We start from the raw sequence: 17,082 nt of genomic DNA, 5'->3' as shown, positions 1-17,082 counted from the left end.
AACCTTGCGGGCCCGTAGGGATCTGCCGCCCGGCCGGGAGGCCCGACCCGAGCCTCCCGGCCGGGCATGTCGTTGGACCGTGTAGCCCCGCCCCGACGAGCGGTTAGTAGTTGCGTGACTTCTGCTGGTGGTGCGTCAGTTCCTCGTCGAGGCCCGAAGCTGGAACCGTTGCCGTTGTCTGATGACGAGCGGGAGGTGTTGGAGCGGTGGACGCGGCGGGCGTCGTCGGCCCAGGCACTGGCCCTGCGCGCCCGGATCGTGCTGGCGTGCGCGGGTCCGGAGGTACGACCGATCGTCGCGGTCGCCCGCGAGTTGCGGGTGGCCGCCGACACCGTCCGCAGGTGGCGGCGCCGGTTCCTGGCGGAGCGGCTGGATGGCCTGGCCGACGAGCCCCGGCCGGGCCGACCGCCCACCATCAGCGTTGATCAGGTGAACGCGGTCGTGGTCACGACGCTGGAGGAAATCCCGCAGAACGCCACCCACGGGTCGCGGAAGTCGATGGCGGAGCACAGCGGCCTGTCGAAGTCCCCGGTCGGCCGGATCTGGCGGAAGTTCCAGCTCAAGCGCATCTGACAGACACCTTCAAGCTCTCGAGAAGTCGCAGATCCGGTTCCAGCCGGTGCTGCCGATAATGCCGGGCATGCCCGAACGCCGCACCCACGACTACGTCCGCGACGGGCTGCCCACGTTGTTCGCCGCGTTCGACGTAGCCACCGGCGAGGTCATCAGTGCTCTGCACCGCCGGCACCGGGCAGCGGAGTTCAAGAAGTTCCTCATCCGGATCGACAAGGAAGTGCCCGCGCACCTGGCGGTCCACCTGATCTGCGACAACTACGGCACCCACAAGACGCCCGCGATCAGGACGTGGCTGGCCAAGCACCCACGCTTCCACATGCACTTCACCCCGACCGGCTCCTCGTGGATCAACCAGGCCGAGCGGTGGTTCGGCTTCCCGGCCGACCAGATGATCCGCCGCGGCGCCCACAAAAACGTGCAGCCCCCCTCGAAGGCCGACATCCGCGCGTGGGTCAAAGACTGGAACGCGTCACGTTCTCGTTCACGGGGTGGGGTGGTCGGGTCGGCGGAGCCGCAGGAGCTGGTCGTAGGGGGCGACGGAGGGCAGAGGCCGCTTGTCGGGTGGCAGGTTGGCCCTGACGGCCGCGGGCAGAGGAGCGATGGCGGTCTGGCTGGTGGTGGAGGGCGGCTGCGGAGGTTCTTCGGGTGCGGTGTCAGCGTCGGCTGCCTTGCGGGCTTCGAGAGCGACGGCATCGGCGGTGAGGGCACCGGTCTTCAGGGCTGCGGCGAGGCCGATGACGAGGTGTTCGTGGGGCAGTGCTGAGGAGGAGGACCTCGATCAGGGCCCGGGTGCCGTCGCGTTCACCGTGCGCTTTGACGGCGGCTTCCCACCAGGCGTCGTGCATGGGAGTGAACCGGCCGGCGGCCCGAGCCTGGTCGAGGGCGGTGGCGCCAGGCAGGGCACCAGGCTTGCGGATCAGCGCCTCCAGGTAGTGGTCGAGTTCGAGGCGGGATCCATTGCGGGCGATGAGCCGCTCATGGCGGGCGACTTCCTCGCGGCCGTCGTAGACCACGAGCTCGGAGGCGTGGAGCATGACGCGGACGGTGCGGCCGATCAGCCGCACCGGCACCGAGTAACGGTTCATCCGGACGCAGATCTGGCTGTAGCGGTCGACCCGCGGTGTGGACAGTCGGCCGGTCTCGAACGGCTTCTCCGGCAGTGGCGCGAGCAGCGGCTGCTCGACCGCGAAGTACTCGCCGATCGTGCGCGGGCGGGAGCGGATGCGGCGGGCGTCGTCCTCCTGGTCCCACCGGTCGATCATCGCGTTGAGCTCGGCCAGTGTGTCCACTTCGGGGACGGGGACGGGGACGAGGTGGTTGCGGCGGAACCAGCCGATCTGGCCCTCGACGCCGCCCTTCTCGTGGGCGCCGCGGATGCCGGGCTGGCAGTAGAGGGCGTCGATGCCGTAGTGGGAGCGGAAGGCGGTCCAACGTTCGGCTTCCACCCGGCGACGGGAGAGGCCCAGCACCTGGGCGACTGCGGCTCTAAGGTTGTCGTGGCGAACCTTCCCGGTCGGCACTCCGCCCAGCACGTTGAGAGCGTGGACGTGGCCTTCGAAGAACGCTTCCCGCCCGGCCGAGGCGAAGATGCGGTGCACGGCCTTTCCCGAGTACGACAGCCGGAACGCGAACAGGCAGCAGGTCACCAGCTCGCCGGCCAGCCTCACTGTGACGTCGCCGAAGTCGACCTCGGCCTCCGCCCCGGGCCTGTGGGTCTGCGGGACGAACGCCTCCACCACCCCCTTGCCGGCCTGGAGACGGATCTCCTCACGGCGGGCGGCGACGTAGGCGCGGACCATCTAGTAGGAGACGTCGACGGCTTCGTGCTCGTCCAGCAGCCGGTCGTAGATCCGCTTGACCGTGTGGCGCTGCTTCCGCGGCGCGGTCAGGGCCGCCTTCAGGATGGCGTCGATCACAGCCGGTCCTGGCATCACGGCGAATCGCCGCGTACAGATCGACCTTGGAGTTCGGCAGCACTCGGGCCCCCTCGTCGTGCAGAGCACAACCATGGTCCCGAGGCAAGCACCTGGGCGTTCTCGAAACTCAGCGACATCACTCTCCCGTGGAACCAGGCGTTCGCACCGCTGAGCAACAGACGTTCTCGAAACTCACCTACAAAGCCAGTGCGACTTCCGCGGTGGATGGCATTGGGTCGATCGAACGACACCGGCCTGCACCTGCCGAAGGCGTCTGTACCCCTTACCCGGGCCGCCGACCTGGCGGGCAGAATGCGTTCATGCAGCTCCCCACCGAAGCCGTTACCGCCACCGTGCTGATCGAGGTCGTACGGATCTCAGCCCTTCCCACCAGTCGGGACGTCCCGTACCCCGGCACGGCGGTTGCCCACTGGGCCGGGAGCGAGGCCGCCGCCGCCCTGGCCTTGATCGAGAGTCTGCCCGGCAGTGAACAACACCGCTGCGGCTTCTCACCAGGCTGGAGCGTCCGGGCATACGAGGACTCTCTCGATCTGGCGCTGTTCGAGGCTGCGTTCTGCTTCACCTGCCACGAGGTCCGCATGCAGGGAACGGCGGTGCCGCCCGCTCTGGCCACGCAGTTCTTCGACCCGGACACCCTGCCGGCCCGGACCCTGCTGTCTCTCTTCCGTAAGGCAGCTCCGTAGCCGACCGACTGGATGAGCGTCCCTCGACCCGGTGACAGGAAGGCTGCCGATTGAACGTCTGTGGCAAGTAGCCTGCCTCCTGGGTGACAACCACGCTGCTTCGGCCCAGCACTTTCACCAGCCCATTCGGCTTTGCCGGTGACAGATGTCGCGCTTCGGATCAACGGCGTCGGCGGCAGCGCGGCGCGGGCGCCCCAGTCACCAGCTTGGGTCCGACGTGACCCGGACCTGGTGTCAGTCCCGTGGGCTGAGAGAGCGCAGCGGAAGCGTCTTCGGCAGGTGCCGATGTCCCGTGACAGGGTGGCGGTGTGCAGGTGCCCCGTGCGTATATGGCTGTGATGTCGGAGACCTTGGCGTTGTCGGGAACCACTCCTTTGATCTTGTGGGTGTCCGTGTCGGTGAGGGTTCCGTCCGCCACGAATTTGCCGTCGATGGTCAGGGCCCACTGAACGTGGGGACGGCAGCCTTTCGCAGGTCCGACAGTGAGGTGGCCAGGCAGGGTGCTTGCAAGGTGGCGAACAGGGCAAATGGGCGCAACCATCATAAATGCGGCAAAAACCCATAAGAGGTATTTGCCCTTACCGTCGGCCGGCTGCGTGGGTCGCCGGTGAGGCGAGGCCGGGCAGGGCGTGCCGTGCGTGGCCTCGCCGCGGGTTAGCCGATCATTTTGCGAAGCCCCACGATGCAGGCTCCAGTGATGGTCAGGCCTGTGAAGACGGCCTTGGCCACGGACCTGTCGGCGAGGAACATCAGTCCGCCCATGGCGACGCCGATGAACGCGGCTACCAGCAGTACCACTGTGGTGTGCAGCGGCAGGAACGGCGGCGGCGTTGCTGTAGAGGGCGATCCGACATTGCTGTGCGGGCTGGGCGGTTCCGGGCGGGCGGGTTCGGAAGAGTGATGGTCCTGAGCCACCGGGGATCTCCTTGCGGGGAGCCTGCTGGAGTCCCGGCTCTGGCTCAGGACGCCTGAAGGTGGGTGTGTATGGTGCTGCAGCCGCCCGTAGGCGTCTTCCTGCCGTGGAGGCGGCGGGTTGTCTGTGGCGACTGCTGCCCTTGGGCATCTCATTGGGCACGCTGCCGTCGTGCTGCGAGGCGTAGGGTCCAGGCGAAGTACGGGCCGCTGTGCAGCGCGACCCGCAGAAGGTAGGCCACGCGCGTACGTACGGGTTGTTCGCCAAGGTCGACCCACTCGGCCATCCACTCTTCGCACCAACGCTCGCGGGCGTCCGCGGGCAGAACCTGGGCAAGTGTTTCGAAGAGCAGCCGGGCCCGGCGTATGCGCCGGCGGGTGCGGTCATCCGGACTCGCGGGCCCTCCGCGGGCAGGGGGCACAGGATGTTGCGCTGATTGCGGTGTCTGACCGAGCGAGTGCCGAACGTTTCGAGCGTGATCGTCCGGCAGGGGGCTCAGCTCCACGCTGAGCATGTTGGTGGCTGACACGATGTCGGGTGGGCTGCCCACGTGCTCTACCCAATACAGCTGCCGATGGCCGCGGTTGTCGAGGCTGTCGGCGATCCTTTGGGCTTCGGCGCGGGTCGCGTATCTGCCGATCCGGTACTGGTCGCCGTTGTCGTCCTGGCGGATGACCAACCAGGGGAGTCCGCTGGCTTCGTTGCCGGCGTCATGCATCGTGCTGCCTCAACTCCCCAGGCCGTCAGCGGCGGGTCGAAGGCGTGCGGAGGTGGCGCCGCCTTGGTAGGCGGCGGCGAGAGCGACGCGGGCGGACTCGGCACCGCCTGGGGTGAAGCGGTAGTACCGGCGCCGTGGCCGGGGCGGATCGGTCTTCTCGATCGCGCTCGGGTCTTCCCAGAAGGACTCGAGCCAGCCGGTGTTCTCGAGGCGGGCGAGGATCGGGTGGATGGTGCCGGTGGGAAGGCCTGCTGCTTCGGAGAGCTCGAGGCCGTATCGGGCCTTGGCAGGGCTTTCCAGCAGGGTCCGCAGCACCAGTTGGGTCTGGAGCGTCATACGCGGCGTCTTTGCCATGCAAGAACTCTAGTATGGCTGCCACCTGCATGGCAGGGGAACACGGCAGCCGCAAACACCTCATACCCGCTGTGAGAATCAGCGCCGGACCTCCTGTCCGGCGCTGATTCGTGTCTGCCCCCGGTTCAGCGTTGGGGGATGAGTTGTTGGAGCATTCGGTGGGTGGTGGGCTCGGTGGCGTGGATGCGGGTGGTGTGGGTGCCGCGGGTGAGGAGGACGCGGTAGATGTTGACGGCGTAGGGCAGGTACTGGGCGGGGCTGAGGTGGCGGAGGGCGGCGTCCTGGCTTTGGTCGGGGTGGGCGTGCCAGCGGCCGTTGTTCCAGGTGAGGTCGGGGCCGATGATGGCGCCGGCGTGGTGGTATTCGAGGCCTTGGGCGGTGTAGATGCAGCCGATCTGCTGGTGGCCGCGGTAGAGGCCTCCCGCAGGTGGCACGAGGCGCAGGAGCACCGCGCCCAGGCGCACGCCGCCGGACGGGCCGCGCGACTGCTACGCGAGGCCGTCGAGGTGACGGCGGGCGCAGCCGCAGCCCGCGAGTACAAGTCGCGCCGGAAGAAGGCGGCCGCAGCCCGGACCAGGACCGGACAGCGGCTGGCGGCCGCGTGCGAGTGGCCGATGGCGGGCATCGTCCAGCAGGCCGTGCCCTCTCGCGCACAGACCGTTCTGGCGGACCCGGCCTGGCCCGCACTTCGCGCCCACCTGACGCAGATCGAGCGAGACGGCGAGGACCCCGCGGACGTACTGGCCACGGTCGCAGCCCGACGGGACGGTTACGACGGCCCAGCGCGGCCGTCGCGCTCGGCAATGGCCCTAGTGAGATTGTCTCGGACCGTCACCGTGATCGGATGCTCTTCACCTAGCACCCGTTGGCAGGCGGCGAGGGTCTGCTCGTACAGCGAGATGGCCCGCCCAAGATCTCTGGCCGACTGGTAGGTGCTGGCGAGGTTGTTGCGGTAGGTCAGGGTGTTGGGGTGGTCCTCGCCCAGCACCCGCACGGTGTCCGTCAGGGTCTGTTCGTACAGGGGGATGGCCCGGCCCAGGTCGCCGGCCGACTGGTAGGCGTAGGCGAGGTTGTTGCGAGAGGTCAGGGTGTTGGGGTGGTCCTCGCCCAGCACCCGCGTCCGGTCTTGGAGGGTCTGTTCGTACAGGGGGATGGCCCGGCCCAGGTCCCCGGCCGACTCGTAGGCGCCGGCGAGGTCGTTGCGGGAGTCGAGGGTGTTGGGGTGGTCCTCGCCGAGCACCCGCGTCCGGTCTTGGAGGGTCTGTTCGTACAGGGGGATGGCCCGGCCCAGGTCGCCGGCCGACTCGTAGGCGCCGGCGAGGTTGTTGCGAGAGGTCAGGGTGTTGGGGTGGTCCTCGCCCAGCACCCGCACGGTGTCCGTCAGGGTTCGCTCATACAGGGGGAGGGCCCGGCCCATGTCCCCGGCCGACCGATAGGCGCTGGCGAGGTTGTTTCGGGAGGCGAGGGTGTTGGGGTGGTCCTCGCCCAACACCCGCTCATGGGCGGTGGTGGCGCGTTGGAGGTGTCTAATCGCGCGAGCGGGCAGGCCCTGGCCATCGAGGAAGAGCCCAGCCTCATTGAGGATGCGGGCGGTAACGGGGGTGTCGGTGTCCGGGGTGGCGTGGTCGGCGAGGGCGTCGATGTGAGGGAGCAGGGTACGCCAGAGGGGCCATGCTGCGGGGTCGTCGCGGGTGGCGGGGAGGTCGGTGTTCAGGCTGTTGGTGGCTTGTTCGCGGGCCTGGTCGATGAGTTCGGGGGTGCGATGGGGACCCTCGGGGTCGGGGGTGCGGGCCAGGGCCTGGACGAGGCGGTGGATGCTCAGGGTTGCGGTGTTGCGATCGGGGGTGATCATGTTGTAGGCCGCCAGCACACCCAGTGCCGCGTTGACTGCGGGCGCACCGCCGTCTGTTTTTGCCAGGGTGGCGGGGATGTTCTCGGGTGCGTACCAGGCCAGGGTGCGCAGCAGGTTGGCGGCTTGGGGCTGAACTTCCGTGATGCGGTCCAGGGTGATGTTCCAGATCTGAGCGATGGTGCGTTCGTCCAGCGTGGTCACCGCGCTGTTCCGGTACATGTCCGCGGGGTGGCGTGCGAGTAGGTGCAGGTAGGTGCGGGGGGTGGTGAGCGCGTTCTGGGCGAGGTAGGCGGCGGCCTGTTCGATGGCGAGGGGGAGGTGGCCGAGCTCTTCGCACAGGTCGGCGGCGCCGTCCATGTCCCGCTGGGGGCTTGTGGTGGTGGCGATGCGGGTGAGCAGTGCGATGGATTCGTCCGGGTCGAGGACGTCGAGGCGGACCAGCGTGGCCGCGTCGGCCCAGGCGGTGGCGAGCCGGCTTGTGATCAGGAACCGGCCGCCTCGGCCGCGGGCGATCAGTGGGGCGATGTCGGCCGGGTCGTTGACGTTGTCCAGGATGAGCAGCCAACCGGTGTGGCTGGCCAGCCATTGCAGGCCCCACTCGGCGAGTGCCTCGACTGGCAGCGCCGTGGCTAGGACGGGCTGGAGGGCGGTGGCGAGGTCGGCCAGTCCCTGCCGGACGCCGGTGGGGCTGTCGGCGGTGATCCACCGGATCGGTGCGCGGCCGTGGGGGCGGATGGCGGCCCAGTGGGCGGCCAGGGTGCTTTTGCCGATCCCGCCCAGCCCGTGCACCGCCTGGACCAGGGCCGCGCCGGGAGTGGCAAGGGCGGCATCCAGGCGTTCGAGTTCACGGCCGCGCCCCACAAACAGCCCCGGCCGGTACGGCAGGTCGTCCAGGCCCGCAGGGGCGTCCACCTCGGCGGGGTGCCGCAGCGCCTCGGGCGGCAGGTTCACGCTGGAGTTGTAGATGCCGGTGTTGACGAATGCGCCGTCGCTGCCGGTCGCGTTCCCGCTGCGGAATACCTCCTGCCAGGTGCCTCCAGGCCCCGGCAGGATAGGCGGCCGGGGGCCATCGGCGCCCCGAGGCGTCTGGCCGCTGCTGCCCATGGCCACCTGCGCCGGCGCCGCGGCCCCTCGACCGTGACCGTCTTTGCCCCACGGCCATCTGACCATGCCGTCCCCCTGGGTTTCTTGGTGATATCCGGCGGTGCCGGAGCGGGTTATTCGTTGACGATGCCGCTGACGGCGCTGGAGCCCGCCCCCGTGGCATCGGCGTCCCCGGTGTGCACCGCCCGCGTCGGGCCCGGGCGGCCGCCGGCGGTGTTCTTGATGCCGGTGACCGCACTGCCGCCGTCACGGGCCACCGCCCGGCCCGTCGCGACGGCCGCATCACCGGCCGAAGCGGCGACGAACGCCAGCAGTTCCCGCAGTTCTTCGGCCGCGCGCTCCCGCCCGGGACCGTCGAGACCCTCCAGCAGGGCCTCGAACCGCCCGGCCCACACGCCTTCCTGCCGCAGCCGTTCCGCTGCGACGTCCACCGAAGCGCCCGGAACCAGGACCTGTGCGGTGTGGTCCAGGCGTGAGAGCTCGGCCTGTACCCGTGCGGCGTCGCCGCGGCCGAAGATCTCCCCGACACGGCGCCGCAGCCCGTTCCACGCATCGGTACCGGCAGCCTGGACCACCGCGCCACCACCCGCCGCCGCCAACGCCGTCAACGCCTCGACCAACATGCCCCACCCCTTCGCACCCACAGACCGACCACCCGCCGCTGTCCCGGCAGGTAACCACGCACCGTTCACCTGTCAACACGTCCAGCAACCGCAGGGAGTTCCCGGGCCCGGCCGCCTGTGCGGCCCGCCGCCGCGCCTCACCGACACCCCTACGGTGGGGCAGGCCGACGGGACCGCAGCGGCCGGTAGCCGGCCGGGTCGAGCTTGGCGAGTTCGGTGTCGATCTCGACGTTGATGGTGCCGAAGAAGTTCACGTTCTCGCTGTGGGCAGGGGAAATGTGCGTGAGGAGTTCGTCGTCGAGCGCGCGGCCCTCGGCCCGCATCTGGGCAATGGCCAGGCCGTAGTACTCCGTCGTCCTGGTCACTACCGAGTTGGTCAGCAGCGTCAGGCACCACGCGTGCTCGGTCTGCGCGGCCAGCTGACGGTGGCGGATCGCGCCCTCGTGCGCGTACAGCAGGCTGCGGCGCGGGGAGTGCAGAGACTCGCCCTTGTTGAGCTGCCGGGTGATCTTCCTGCGGTAGGTCTCGTCCGCCAGATAGCGAGCGGCGTAGACGGTACGTCGTAGCGCCCCGTACTCCTTCAGAGCCGCGGCGAGGGTGTTCTGCCAGGAGGAGGCGGACAGCTTGCCCACGATCAGCGAGGTGGCGGCGTGCCCGAACTTGATCGACCCGGCCAGACGGAGCAGATCATCCCAGTTCCCCTCAATCAGCCCCAAGTTGATCTTCTGGGGGAGCAGGGGCCCGGCCACCGGCCAGAGGCTGCCCACGTCCCGCTGCGGGTCCGTCCGGTACAGGGTGACCCAGGCCCCGGATGCGCGGCAACAGCTTCATCCCGACGACGTCGAACAGCGCGAAGTTGACCAGGGTGACGCCGTGCGTATCGGTCGCGTGCTCGGTGATCGGCAGGTCGGTCTTGTTGCCCATGATCTCGTCCAGCACGTAGTGCACCTCCCGGCGGGTGACCACGATGACCTTCGTGCCGAACGTCGTGTGCTGGTCCGAGACGTTCGTGTTACGTCGACAGGCCTTGACCGGCGAAGTGCTTCTTCATCGCCCGCGTCGTCGTCGACTTGCCCTTGACCGGGAATCGCTGCCCGTCCGAGGAAGACAGCGTGCCTGCGCCGAACGCCTGGGTCAGCGGCAGTGGGTGGTGATAGTTGACGACCGCGGCGTTCGCCCTCGCCAGGGTCTCCTCACGGATGTGCCACCCCTGGGTCCAGGCCCGGGTGTCGTAGGAGGTCCCGCACGCCTCCCGTAACGGATGGCGTCGACGATCTCGCGGCCGGGGTGCTTCTCCGGCCGGCCTTCGAGCGCGGCGGGACCGCTCTGCTGGGCCGGTCCGCCGCGGGTCAGGAGCTGGCGATGAGGTCGAGGGTGGCTTCGATGGAGTTGAGCTGGGCGACGATGTGCTTGACCCACTTGTCATTCGGGTGGGCGGCGGCGTGCGGGGCGACGGTGCCGCTGATGAACCGGCGGAACTCGGTCAGCTTCTCCCTGACCACCGCCTGTTCGTATGCCTCCCAGCACCGGCCGGTCGGCGCCGAGCTGGTAGCCGGCTGCCCGGGTCCAGGCCAGCGGGGGCCGGCCCCGCTCGGCGGCCTGGTCCTTCAACGCGGCCAGAACCGAGCGGACCTGGCCGGGACTCCGGTCGCTGGCCTGCGCCGCGAGGAACTCGCCGAGCTCGCCGGCCCCTCCGTCGAGTACGTGCTGCGCCTGGAGCAGGACCGAGCCACCAATCCCTCCGCGCAGGTGGCCTCGGCCATCGCCCGCACGCTGCGGCTCCCCCCGGCCGAACGCGACCAGCTTTTCCTGACTGTCCCACCCGGCGGAGAACGACCCGCCTGTCCACGTACACGGTTCGCTGGGCACGGCCGCAGCGGCAACGCTGTCTCCCGTGTGACACCGGTAGGGACGGCGGGACGCCGTCGAACCACAACTTTCGGAGCCGCCGCGTATGACGGGGATCACACCAAGGGGAAAACCCGCCGTACGCGCCGGGCGTCTAGCGGGTGTGAGATCAGCCAGGAAGGCACCGGGGGACATGGACGAGGAGGGCCTCGTCCGGCTGGTGGCCAGGGGTGACCGGGCGGCGTTCGAGGAGCTGTACCGGCGTACGTCGCCGTGGATGGCGGTGCGGCTGCGCCGCCGCTGCGCGGACGAGCAGATCGTCGCCGAGGTCATGCAGGAGACGTACCTGGCGGTGTGGCGCGCGGCGGGGGCGTTCGCCGGAACCGCGGTGGGAGGTACGGCCGTCGGCTGGCTGTGGACGATCGCGGCACGCCGTCTCGTCGACGCGTTCCGGCGCCGGGCCCACCACGCGGAGCCGCCACCCGCGGCCGCCACGCCGCCCGTGGCGCCCGCCGCCGAGGAGGAGGCGCTCGCGGCGACCGTCGGCGGTGACGTCGGGGTCGCGCTGCAGCGCCTCGCGCCGGAGCTCAGACAGGTCCTGCAGGCCATGGTGCTCGACGGACTGTCCGTCCGGGAGACCGCGGTCCTGCTCGGGCTGCCCGAGGGGACGGTCAAGACCCGTGCCCGCCGGGCCCGGATCGCGATGCGGAAGGCGCTGGCATGAGCGTGGAGCACCCGTCGATGCGGATCATCGACGGTTACGCGCGCGGCGATACGGACATCGCCGCCGACGAAGTGTGGGCCCTGGAGGCCCATCTGGAGGCGTGCCGGGCGTGCCGTGACCGGCTGTCGGCCGCCGTCGCGGCGCAGGTGCCGACCGTGGCGGAACTGGTCGGCACGGTGTGGTCCGGCCTCGAACCCCGGCTGGCCGCCACCACCTCGGTGCCGCGCCGACGGCGCCGGTCGGCGTGGCTGTCGAGGTGGCTGACGCCCACGATGGTGCCGTGGCTGGCCATGGCCGTGGGCGTGACGCTGATCGCGCTGCTGCTCGACTTGGCCGGCACCGGCTTGGGTGACGTGTCGCCGGTGCTGCTGCTCGCCCCGGTCCTGCCCGTGCTCGGCGTCGCGGCGTCCTGGTCACGGGGCCTCGACCCGGCGTACGAGCTGACGGCCTCCGTGCCGAGGGCGGGGCTGTACCTGGTGCTGCGGCGGACCGCGTCCGTGCTCGCCGTGACCGTCCCCGCGCTGCTGGTGGGCGGATGGGTGACGGGGGTGACGGCCGCGCAGTGGCTGCTGCCCTGTCTGGCCTTCACCTCGACGACTCTGGCGCTCGGCGGTGTCATGGGCGTGACCCGTGCCGCCGTCGCGCTGGTGGCCGTGTGGGCCGCCGTCATCGTGGCGCCGACGCTGGCCACCAGCCGTACGACCTTCGCCCTGCAGACGGGCGGCCTGCCCGTGTGGGGGCTGGTCCTCACGCTCGGCATCGGTGTCCTGATCGCCCGCAGGGGCGCGTACTCGGTGCTGGGAGCCCATGAATGACCATCGGAAAGGAGCATCACATGAGGACCGCGGTGAGCGCGGCCGCCATCGCGCCGACGGCCTACGCCTGGCAGATCAAGGCCACCGAACTGAAGGTCAGGGTCGGCAGGAAACGGATGGCGGTCGACGGACTCGACCTGTCGCTGGGCACCGGCGTGCACGGTCTGCTCGGCCCCAACGGGGCGGGCAAGACCACCCTCATCCGGACGCTGGCCACCGTACTGCGCCCCACCGAGGGCAATCTGGAGCTGCTCGGCGAGTCCGTGGTCGGCATGGGCGAGCACCGTGCGCTGCGCCGCCGAATCGGCTATCTGCCGCAGGAGTTCGGCTACTACAAGCGCTTCACGGTGCGCGAGTTCGTGGAGTACATGGCGTGGCTGAAGGAGGTGCCCAAGGCCGAGATCCCCGGGGCGGTCCAGCGTGCCGTGGAGCGGGTCGGTCTGGCGGACCGCGCCGACGAGCGGATGAAGGCCCTGTCGGGTGGCATGGTGCGGCGGGTCGGCATCGCCCAGGCCATCGTCAACGATCCGTCGATCCTGCTGCTGGACGAGCCGACGGTCGGCCTGGACCCGGCACAGCGGCTGCGATTTCGCGAGCTGCTTCAGGAGTTGGGGACGGACACCTGCGTGCTGGTCTCAACCCACCTGGTGGAGGACGTCGCCGCCGCCTGCAGCGACGTGGTGCTCTTCGCCGAGGGCCGGCTCGTCTTCCAGGGGACCCCCGACGAGCTGGCCGCGGCGGGCGGCCCCGGGCACGTGGGCGACAGTCCGCTGGAGCGCGGCTACTCGGCACTGCTCCAGGGTCCGGCGCGGGAAAGGGGCACGTGGTGAACGTCCGTATCCTGCGCATCGAGCTGAGACGCTCCGTCGCCCCGTGGGCCGGCGTCGCGGTTCTGACGAGCGCGCTGGCGTTCCTGTACCTGGTGGACGCCAAGTGGTGGAGCGGCACCACGGCATGGACGGCCCAGTGGACGCCCCTGGCGATGTGGACCCGCTCCCTGCTTTTCTACCTGTGGCCGCTGGCCGTGGGGCTCGGGGCGATGCAGGGCCTGCGCGACCAACGCTCGAAGATGGACGAGCTGCTCACCAGCACGCCGCGGCCCGCCTGGCACCGCGCGGCCACGCTCGCGGGCACGACGGCGATCGCGCTGGCCTCGGCCTTCGCGCTCCTCGTCCTCGCGGGCGGGGCACAGGTGTTCGCCAACTCCGGGTACACGCACCTCGGGTGGCTGCCCGTCTCGCTGGTGGGGGCGCTCTTCCTCGTCGCGGGTGCCGTGCTGGGCATGGGGGCCGGGCGGGCCCTGCCGTCCGCGCTCACCCCTCCGGCGCTGGCCATGAGCGCCTTCGTGTTCACAGCCCTCATGCACATGTCGTTGGGCCGGACGGAGACGACCACGGCGACGGGGATCCCCATCTCGGAGCCCAACCGGGTGTCCCTGCTGTCACCGGCGGTGCAGGAGGTGCGCGATGTGCTCGTCACGCTCTCCGCCTCCGTGCACGTCGGGCAGACGATCTGGCTGCTCGGCATGGCCGCGACCGGCTTCGCGCTGCTGGTCGCCGCGACCTGGAGCGCCCGGCTTCTCGCCCTGACGCCCGTCCTGGCGGGTGCGGTGATCGCCCTGCTCGTCCTCCCTTCAGACCCGCGCCGGATGTACGTCGTCGACGAGGCCGCCGCGGAGCTGGTGTGCGACGGCCCGGTGTGCGTGACGAAGACGCACCAGGCGCGACTCGCCGACCTGGCGGGCCCCGGCAAGGAGGCACTGCGCCTGCTGCGCGGCGCCCTGGGCGGCAGGGCGCCGGTCTCGGTCCGGGAGAACACCGCCCTACTGCCGGAGGGCTCCACGCCGCAGTGGTCCCGCGAGACCGTGCTCTTCGACTTCGACGACGGTGTCATCGCCGCCGCGAAGGGCGAGGAGCTGACCCGGGCCCTGATCGCCAAGGGCATGGTGCCGGGGTGCACCCCCGTCGGCTGGAGCGGCTTCGGGGGAGACGAATTCGCGCAGACCGTCGCGGCGGGCTGGGTCCTCGGGGACCTCAGGCCGCTTCCGGGCACACAGTCAGCAGGTGTGCGCCGCGAGGTCGACGCCGCGACCCTCCCGGTGTGGAAGGAACTCAAGGCGCTTCCGCGGGCCCAGCAGCTCTCGCGGATCAACGCGATGCGCGCCGCCGCGCTCTCCTGCGAGGGCAACCCGTTCGATGCGCTGTCCGGCGGTGCGTCCCGGTGAGATGGCTGACGCTGTACGCGCGCTCGCGTCAAGTGCCCGCGTCGCTCGCCATGGTGGTGATCAGCGCGGTGGCGATGTGGGCGCTCGCCCGGGACGGCGGTGCGGGGTCCGGGGATCCGCGGCCGGCCGCGCTCGTTCTCGCTACCGGGGCGATGGCGGTCTCCATCGGGCTCGGAGGGCAGGACCTCGCGCTGGACCGGACGGCCGCGATCCGCTGGGTGCCCCGCAGAGCGGCCCACGTGCTGCTCGGCGGCGCGGTCGTCGCCGCGGTGCCGCTGGCAGTGCAGACGATGGGCGAGGACATGACCACCGCCGCGTTCGTCGTCCGGGACAGCGCGGGCCTGATGGGACTGGCCGCTCTGGGCGCGGCGCTCGCCGGCGGGCAGTTCGGGTGGACGCTGCCGTTCGCCTGGCTCTCGTTCTCGTTCTTCGCCCCGCCCCCGACGAGTGCGCCGGTGCAGGTGGCGACCTGGATGCTGCTGCCGCCCGACACGGCGGCGGGCACCTGGACGGCCCTGGTCCTCGCGGTCACCGGCACCACGGTCTACGCCTTCTCAGGACCGAGGCGGTAGCCGCTCCGGGGCCACACGTCCGGCGGTAGCCGGTCCGGGCCACCGGTCGGGACCCGGCCGTGACCGTGCGCGCCGTCCCCTGTGGTGCTTCGTGTCCCATGGTGACGCAACGGTGGGTGGTGGCCGATCGCCCCGGCCACCACCCATCGCTTCGGTCACTTCGGCGGGTGGGGACGCATCGTGCGCCCGAAATCCCGCACGGCGCCCCGCGCCGGGAACATCCGCAGTAAACCGCAGGTAGGAGCTATGAACCCGGATCGACCAGTTCCCGCAGCCCGAACACGCCGAACCGGCCGTTGTGCTGCGGGCCTCGACTCGTATCGTCTCGTTGCTCACGTCCACCGACACCACCGTCACGTCCGCGATCGACGGGAACAGCAACTCCTCCAGCTGGAGGACCACTTCTTCCACGGTCCCGAACTGTCAGGCACCCGAGGTCACCCCTGATCATTTTCGGGCGACTTTCAGGAGCCCAACACGACCACGAACCGTGACTCAGCGTGCGCAGGTCACGGAACTTGAGCCAGAACCTGTTCTCATGAACAGAGCCGCCGCCGGGTAAAACACTCTGTGGGGAGCCCGTCGTTGTATCGGTCGTGTTGACCGATGTCCAGTGGGCCAGGATCGAGCCCCTGTTGCCGGACCGGACTCCTCGCCGAGGTGGAAGTGGCGTGATCACCGACAGGTGATCGACGCCATCGCCTGGAAGTACCGGACGGGCTCTCCGTGGATAGACCTGCCTGCGGAGTTCGGCTCGTGGAAGGATGCCTACAGCCGTCTGCGGAACTGGGCGATCGACGAGACTTGGGACGGGTGTTCACCGCCCTGCTGACCCAGGCAGACGCCGACGAGGACTTGAACTGGGCGGTGTCCGTGGACTCCACGGTCGTTCGAGCACACCAGCACGCCGCCGGAGCCCGCAAAAGGAGGCTCCGGCCAACGAGCCCGAAGACCACACCATCGGCCGCTCCCGAGGCGGGCTGACCACGAAGATCCATCTCGCCGCCGACGGCAACTGCCGACCTCTGGCAGTCGTACTCACGGCAGGCCAGGCCGGCGACCCACCCACCCGCCTTCTCTGACGTGATGCCACGACTGCGCGTCCCCCGCCGTGTCGGACGACCTCGGCCCCGGCCGGAGGTAGTCCTTGCCGACAAGACATCCTACGCGGATAAGCGTCAAGCTGCCGCTGCGGTATGTCCGGAGGCGGTGGGAAGGCGATCGCTTCGTCGTAGGTTTGACCGTTCTGGAGGCAGTGGAACAGCATGCCCATGAAACGATTGAAGAGGTGCCGCTGTGCCGCGACGTGGCGGTCGCCGACTGCGCGTCTGCGGTCGTAGTGGGCTCTGGCGCCTGGTGACTTGGTGAGAGAGACGAAGGCCCAGACGTAGCCGACGGCGGCCAGTCGCTGGTTCGTGACCCTCCGGCTCATGACCTTGCAGCTCTTGCCGCTGGTTCTGTGACCGGAGCGCTTCCCGCGTATGCCTTCAAGGATCCGGCGTTGTCGGCGTACTGAGAAAAGTGCTCAGGCGTGTACAGACAAACCTGCTCAGTCGTGGAACCGGGACGACAACCCCGCGGCCGTGGCGGTGTCCGTGGGTGCCCATCGCTCGCCGGCGGTCTGAACCTGGAGCACGCGAGCGTAGGCTTTGAGGAATGCGGATCGGCGAGCTGTCCAAGCGCACGGGCGTGAGTCCGCGCTCATTGCGGTACTACGAAGAGCAGGGCCTGCTGACCAGTTCACGCTCCGATACCGGGCAGCGTCACTATCAGGCTGCGGCGGTCCAGCGCGTGTCGCTCATCCGACAACTGTTCGACGCGGGTATGTCCAGCCGGGTGATCGCGACGGTGCTGCCATGCGTGGACATTCCGGGTGACCTGGGCGTCGCCGAGAAGACGTACACGGCGATGATGCGCGAGCGCGACCGGATCGACGCCGACATCGCCCACCTGATCGAGACCCGGAATGCACTTGACGTGCTGATCAGAGCCAACAGTCGGCACCGGGCGGAGCTGTCCACGGGCGCGGAACCGGTGGCACAGCAGACCTGATGCTGTGATCTGCGTCTCATCCGGTTGCCCCTTACATCAATGTCAGAGGTGAGGATGGCGACAACGCCCGGAATCACCGGGTCGGTC

The 17,082-nt window shown here is 69.9% G+C and carries 17 protein-coding genes and 5 pseudogenes; 11 read left to right on the top strand and 11 right to left on the bottom strand.

The genetic code is table 11. From position 1 onward, the window contains the following. Window positions 1-168: 168 nt before the first annotated feature. A complete protein-coding gene (locus ACIBBD_RS28925) occupies window positions 169-573 on the top strand; it encodes a helix-turn-helix domain-containing protein (RefSeq protein ID WP_399422499.1) in 405 nt (134 codons plus the stop codon). A gap of 58 nt (window positions 574-631) precedes the next feature. Beyond that, window positions 632-934, top strand: a pseudogene (locus tag ACIBBD_RS28920) (transposase); the annotation flags it as partial. 123 nt (window positions 935-1,057) lie between these two features. Here ACIBBD_RS28920 and istA read toward each other — a convergent pair. Then, window positions 1,058-2,648: pseudogene (gene istA / locus ACIBBD_RS28915) on the bottom strand (IS21 family transposase). Between the two features lie 164 nt (window positions 2,649-2,812). Here istA and ACIBBD_RS28910 point away from each other — a divergent pair. Then, window positions 2,813-3,196 carry a hypothetical protein gene (locus ACIBBD_RS28910; protein ID WP_057582352.1) on the top strand — a complete coding sequence of 128 codons (384 nt, stop codon included), beginning with the start codon at window positions 2,813-2,815 and terminating at the stop codon, window positions 3,194-3,196. A gap of 654 nt (window positions 3,197-3,850) precedes the next feature. On the opposite strand, the gene ACIBBD_RS28905 is transcribed toward ACIBBD_RS28910, so the two are convergent. The 10 genes and pseudogenes from ACIBBD_RS28905 to ACIBBD_RS28860 form a co-directional block, all read right to left on the bottom strand. Next, on the bottom strand, window positions 3,851-4,111 hold the full coding sequence (locus ACIBBD_RS28905) for a hypothetical protein (protein ID WP_399422498.1): 261 nt from the start codon (window positions 4,109-4,111) through the stop codon (window positions 3,851-3,853). Window positions 4,112-4,260: 149 nt separating this feature from the next. After that, the gene (locus ACIBBD_RS28900; protein WP_399422598.1) at window positions 4,261-4,827 is read right to left on the bottom strand and encodes a hypothetical protein; all 567 of its coding nucleotides are present in this window, start codon (window positions 4,825-4,827) and stop codon (window positions 4,261-4,263) included. 9 nt (window positions 4,828-4,836) lie between these two features. Next, window positions 4,837-5,181, bottom strand: a complete 345-nt coding sequence (locus tag ACIBBD_RS28895) for a helix-turn-helix transcriptional regulator (RefSeq protein WP_399422497.1) — start codon at window positions 5,179-5,181, stop codon at window positions 4,837-4,839. Between the two features lie 125 nt (window positions 5,182-5,306). Next, a complete protein-coding gene (locus ACIBBD_RS28890) occupies window positions 5,307-5,615 on the bottom strand; it encodes a DNA/RNA helicase domain-containing protein (protein ID WP_399422496.1) in 309 nt (102 codons plus the stop codon). A 335-nt stretch (window positions 5,616-5,950) separates the two neighbouring features. Beyond that, window positions 5,951-7,984 (bottom strand): tetratricopeptide repeat protein, encoded by a 2,034-nt coding sequence (locus ACIBBD_RS28885; RefSeq protein ID WP_399422495.1) that lies wholly within the window; start codon window positions 7,982-7,984, stop codon window positions 5,951-5,953. A 266-nt stretch (window positions 7,985-8,250) separates the two neighbouring features. Then, window positions 8,251-8,760: a hypothetical protein gene (locus ACIBBD_RS28880; protein WP_399422494.1), complete on the bottom strand. Its 510-nt coding sequence runs from the start codon at window positions 8,758-8,760 to the stop codon at window positions 8,251-8,253. Window positions 8,761-8,909: 149 nt separating this feature from the next. Beyond that, complete coding sequence (locus ACIBBD_RS28875) at window positions 8,910-9,509, bottom strand: Tn3 family transposase (protein WP_399422493.1); 600 nt, start codon at window positions 9,507-9,509, stop codon at window positions 8,910-8,912. Beyond that, window positions 9,463-9,759 (bottom strand): annotated as a pseudogene (locus ACIBBD_RS28870) (Tn3 family transposase); the annotation flags it as partial. The gene ACIBBD_RS28875 and the pseudogene ACIBBD_RS28870, both read right to left, overlap by 47 nt. A 13-nt stretch (window positions 9,760-9,772) precedes the next feature. Continuing rightward, complete coding sequence (locus ACIBBD_RS28865; protein WP_399422492.1) at window positions 9,773-10,186, bottom strand: Tn3 family transposase; 414 nt, start codon at window positions 10,184-10,186, stop codon at window positions 9,773-9,775. Beyond that, window positions 10,110-10,419 (bottom strand): annotated as a pseudogene (locus ACIBBD_RS28860) (RacP protein); the annotation flags it as partial. The gene ACIBBD_RS28865 and the pseudogene ACIBBD_RS28860, both read right to left, overlap by 77 nt. A gap of 45 nt (window positions 10,420-10,464) precedes the next feature. Between ACIBBD_RS28860 and ACIBBD_RS28855 the strand changes: the two are divergent. The 8 genes and pseudogenes from ACIBBD_RS28855 (at window position 10,465) to ACIBBD_RS28820 (ending at window position 16,995) form a co-directional block, all read left to right on the top strand. After that, window positions 10,465-10,842 (top strand): hypothetical protein, encoded by a 378-nt coding sequence (locus tag ACIBBD_RS28855; protein WP_399422590.1) that lies wholly within the window; start codon window positions 10,465-10,467, stop codon window positions 10,840-10,842. Continuing rightward, on the top strand, window positions 10,802-11,332 hold the full coding sequence (locus ACIBBD_RS28850) for an RNA polymerase sigma factor (protein WP_399422491.1): 531 nt from the start codon (window positions 10,802-10,804) through the stop codon (window positions 11,330-11,332). Before ACIBBD_RS28855 ends, ACIBBD_RS28850 begins: the two co-directional genes overlap by 41 nt. Beyond that, the gene (locus tag ACIBBD_RS28845) at window positions 11,329-12,147 is read left to right on the top strand and encodes a zf-HC2 domain-containing protein (RefSeq protein WP_399422490.1); all 819 of its coding nucleotides are present in this window, start codon (window positions 11,329-11,331) and stop codon (window positions 12,145-12,147) included. The genes ACIBBD_RS28850 and ACIBBD_RS28845 overlap by 4 nt, the downstream gene beginning before the upstream one ends. Beyond that, window positions 12,144-12,977, top strand: coding sequence for an ABC transporter ATP-binding protein (locus ACIBBD_RS28840; RefSeq protein WP_399422489.1), 834 nt, complete (start codon window positions 12,144-12,146; stop codon window positions 12,975-12,977). Before ACIBBD_RS28845 ends, ACIBBD_RS28840 begins: the two co-directional genes overlap by 4 nt. After that, on the top strand, window positions 12,974-14,371 hold the full coding sequence (locus ACIBBD_RS28835; RefSeq protein ID WP_399422488.1) for a hypothetical protein: 1,398 nt from the start codon (window positions 12,974-12,976) through the stop codon (window positions 14,369-14,371). Before ACIBBD_RS28840 ends, ACIBBD_RS28835 begins: the two co-directional genes overlap by 4 nt. Beyond that, window positions 14,368-14,943, top strand: a complete 576-nt coding sequence (locus ACIBBD_RS28830; protein WP_399422486.1) for a hypothetical protein — start codon at window positions 14,368-14,370, stop codon at window positions 14,941-14,943. Before ACIBBD_RS28835 ends, ACIBBD_RS28830 begins: the two co-directional genes overlap by 4 nt. Before the next feature lie 596 nt (window positions 14,944-15,539). Beyond that, window positions 15,540-16,197, top strand: a pseudogene (locus tag ACIBBD_RS28825) (IS5 family transposase); the annotation flags it as partial. Between the two features lie 402 nt (window positions 16,198-16,599). After that, window positions 16,600-16,995, top strand: coding sequence for a MerR family transcriptional regulator (locus ACIBBD_RS28820; RefSeq protein ID WP_399422485.1), 396 nt, complete (start codon window positions 16,600-16,602; stop codon window positions 16,993-16,995). The last annotated feature ends 87 nt before the right edge of the window (window positions 16,996-17,082 follow it).

This window comes from Streptomyces sp. NPDC051315 (assembly GCF_044455165.1).
Taxonomy (GTDB): domain Bacteria; phylum Actinomycetota; class Actinomycetes; order Streptomycetales; family Streptomycetaceae; genus Streptomyces.
Note: the sequence above shows the minus strand (reverse complement) of the source record. Positions and strands in the feature narration are given on the sequence as shown.

What these genes read in the sequence shown, in the direction of transcription:
- ACIBBD_RS28840 (WP_399422489.1), top strand. Translation starts at nt 12,144, where the DNA reads ATGACCATCGGAAAGGAGCATCACATGAGGACCGCGGTGAGCGCGGCC.
- ACIBBD_RS28895 (WP_399422497.1), bottom strand. Translation starts at nt 5,181, where the DNA reads ATGGCAAAGACGCCGCGTATGACGCTCCAGACCCAACTGGTGCTGCGG.
- ACIBBD_RS28820 (WP_399422485.1), top strand. Translation starts at nt 16,600, where the DNA reads ATGCGGATCGGCGAGCTGTCCAAGCGCACGGGCGTGAGTCCGCGCTCA.
- ACIBBD_RS28850 (WP_399422491.1), top strand. Translation starts at nt 10,802, where the DNA reads ATGGACGAGGAGGGCCTCGTCCGGCTGGTGGCCAGGGGTGACCGGGCG.
- ACIBBD_RS28865 (WP_399422492.1), bottom strand. Translation starts at nt 10,186, where the DNA reads ATGACAAGTGGGTCAAGCACATCGTCGCCCAGCTCAACTCCATCGAAG.
- ACIBBD_RS28910 (WP_057582352.1), top strand. Translation starts at nt 2,813, where the DNA reads ATGCAGCTCCCCACCGAAGCCGTTACCGCCACCGTGCTGATCGAGGTC.
- ACIBBD_RS28845 (WP_399422490.1), top strand. Translation starts at nt 11,329, where the DNA reads ATGAGCGTGGAGCACCCGTCGATGCGGATCATCGACGGTTACGCGCGC.
- ACIBBD_RS28880 (WP_399422494.1), bottom strand. Translation starts at nt 8,760, where the DNA reads ATGTTGGTCGAGGCGTTGACGGCGTTGGCGGCGGCGGGTGGTGGCGCG.
- ACIBBD_RS28900 (WP_399422598.1), bottom strand. Translation starts at nt 4,827, where the DNA reads ATGCATGACGCCGGCAACGAAGCCAGCGGACTCCCCTGGTTGGTCATC.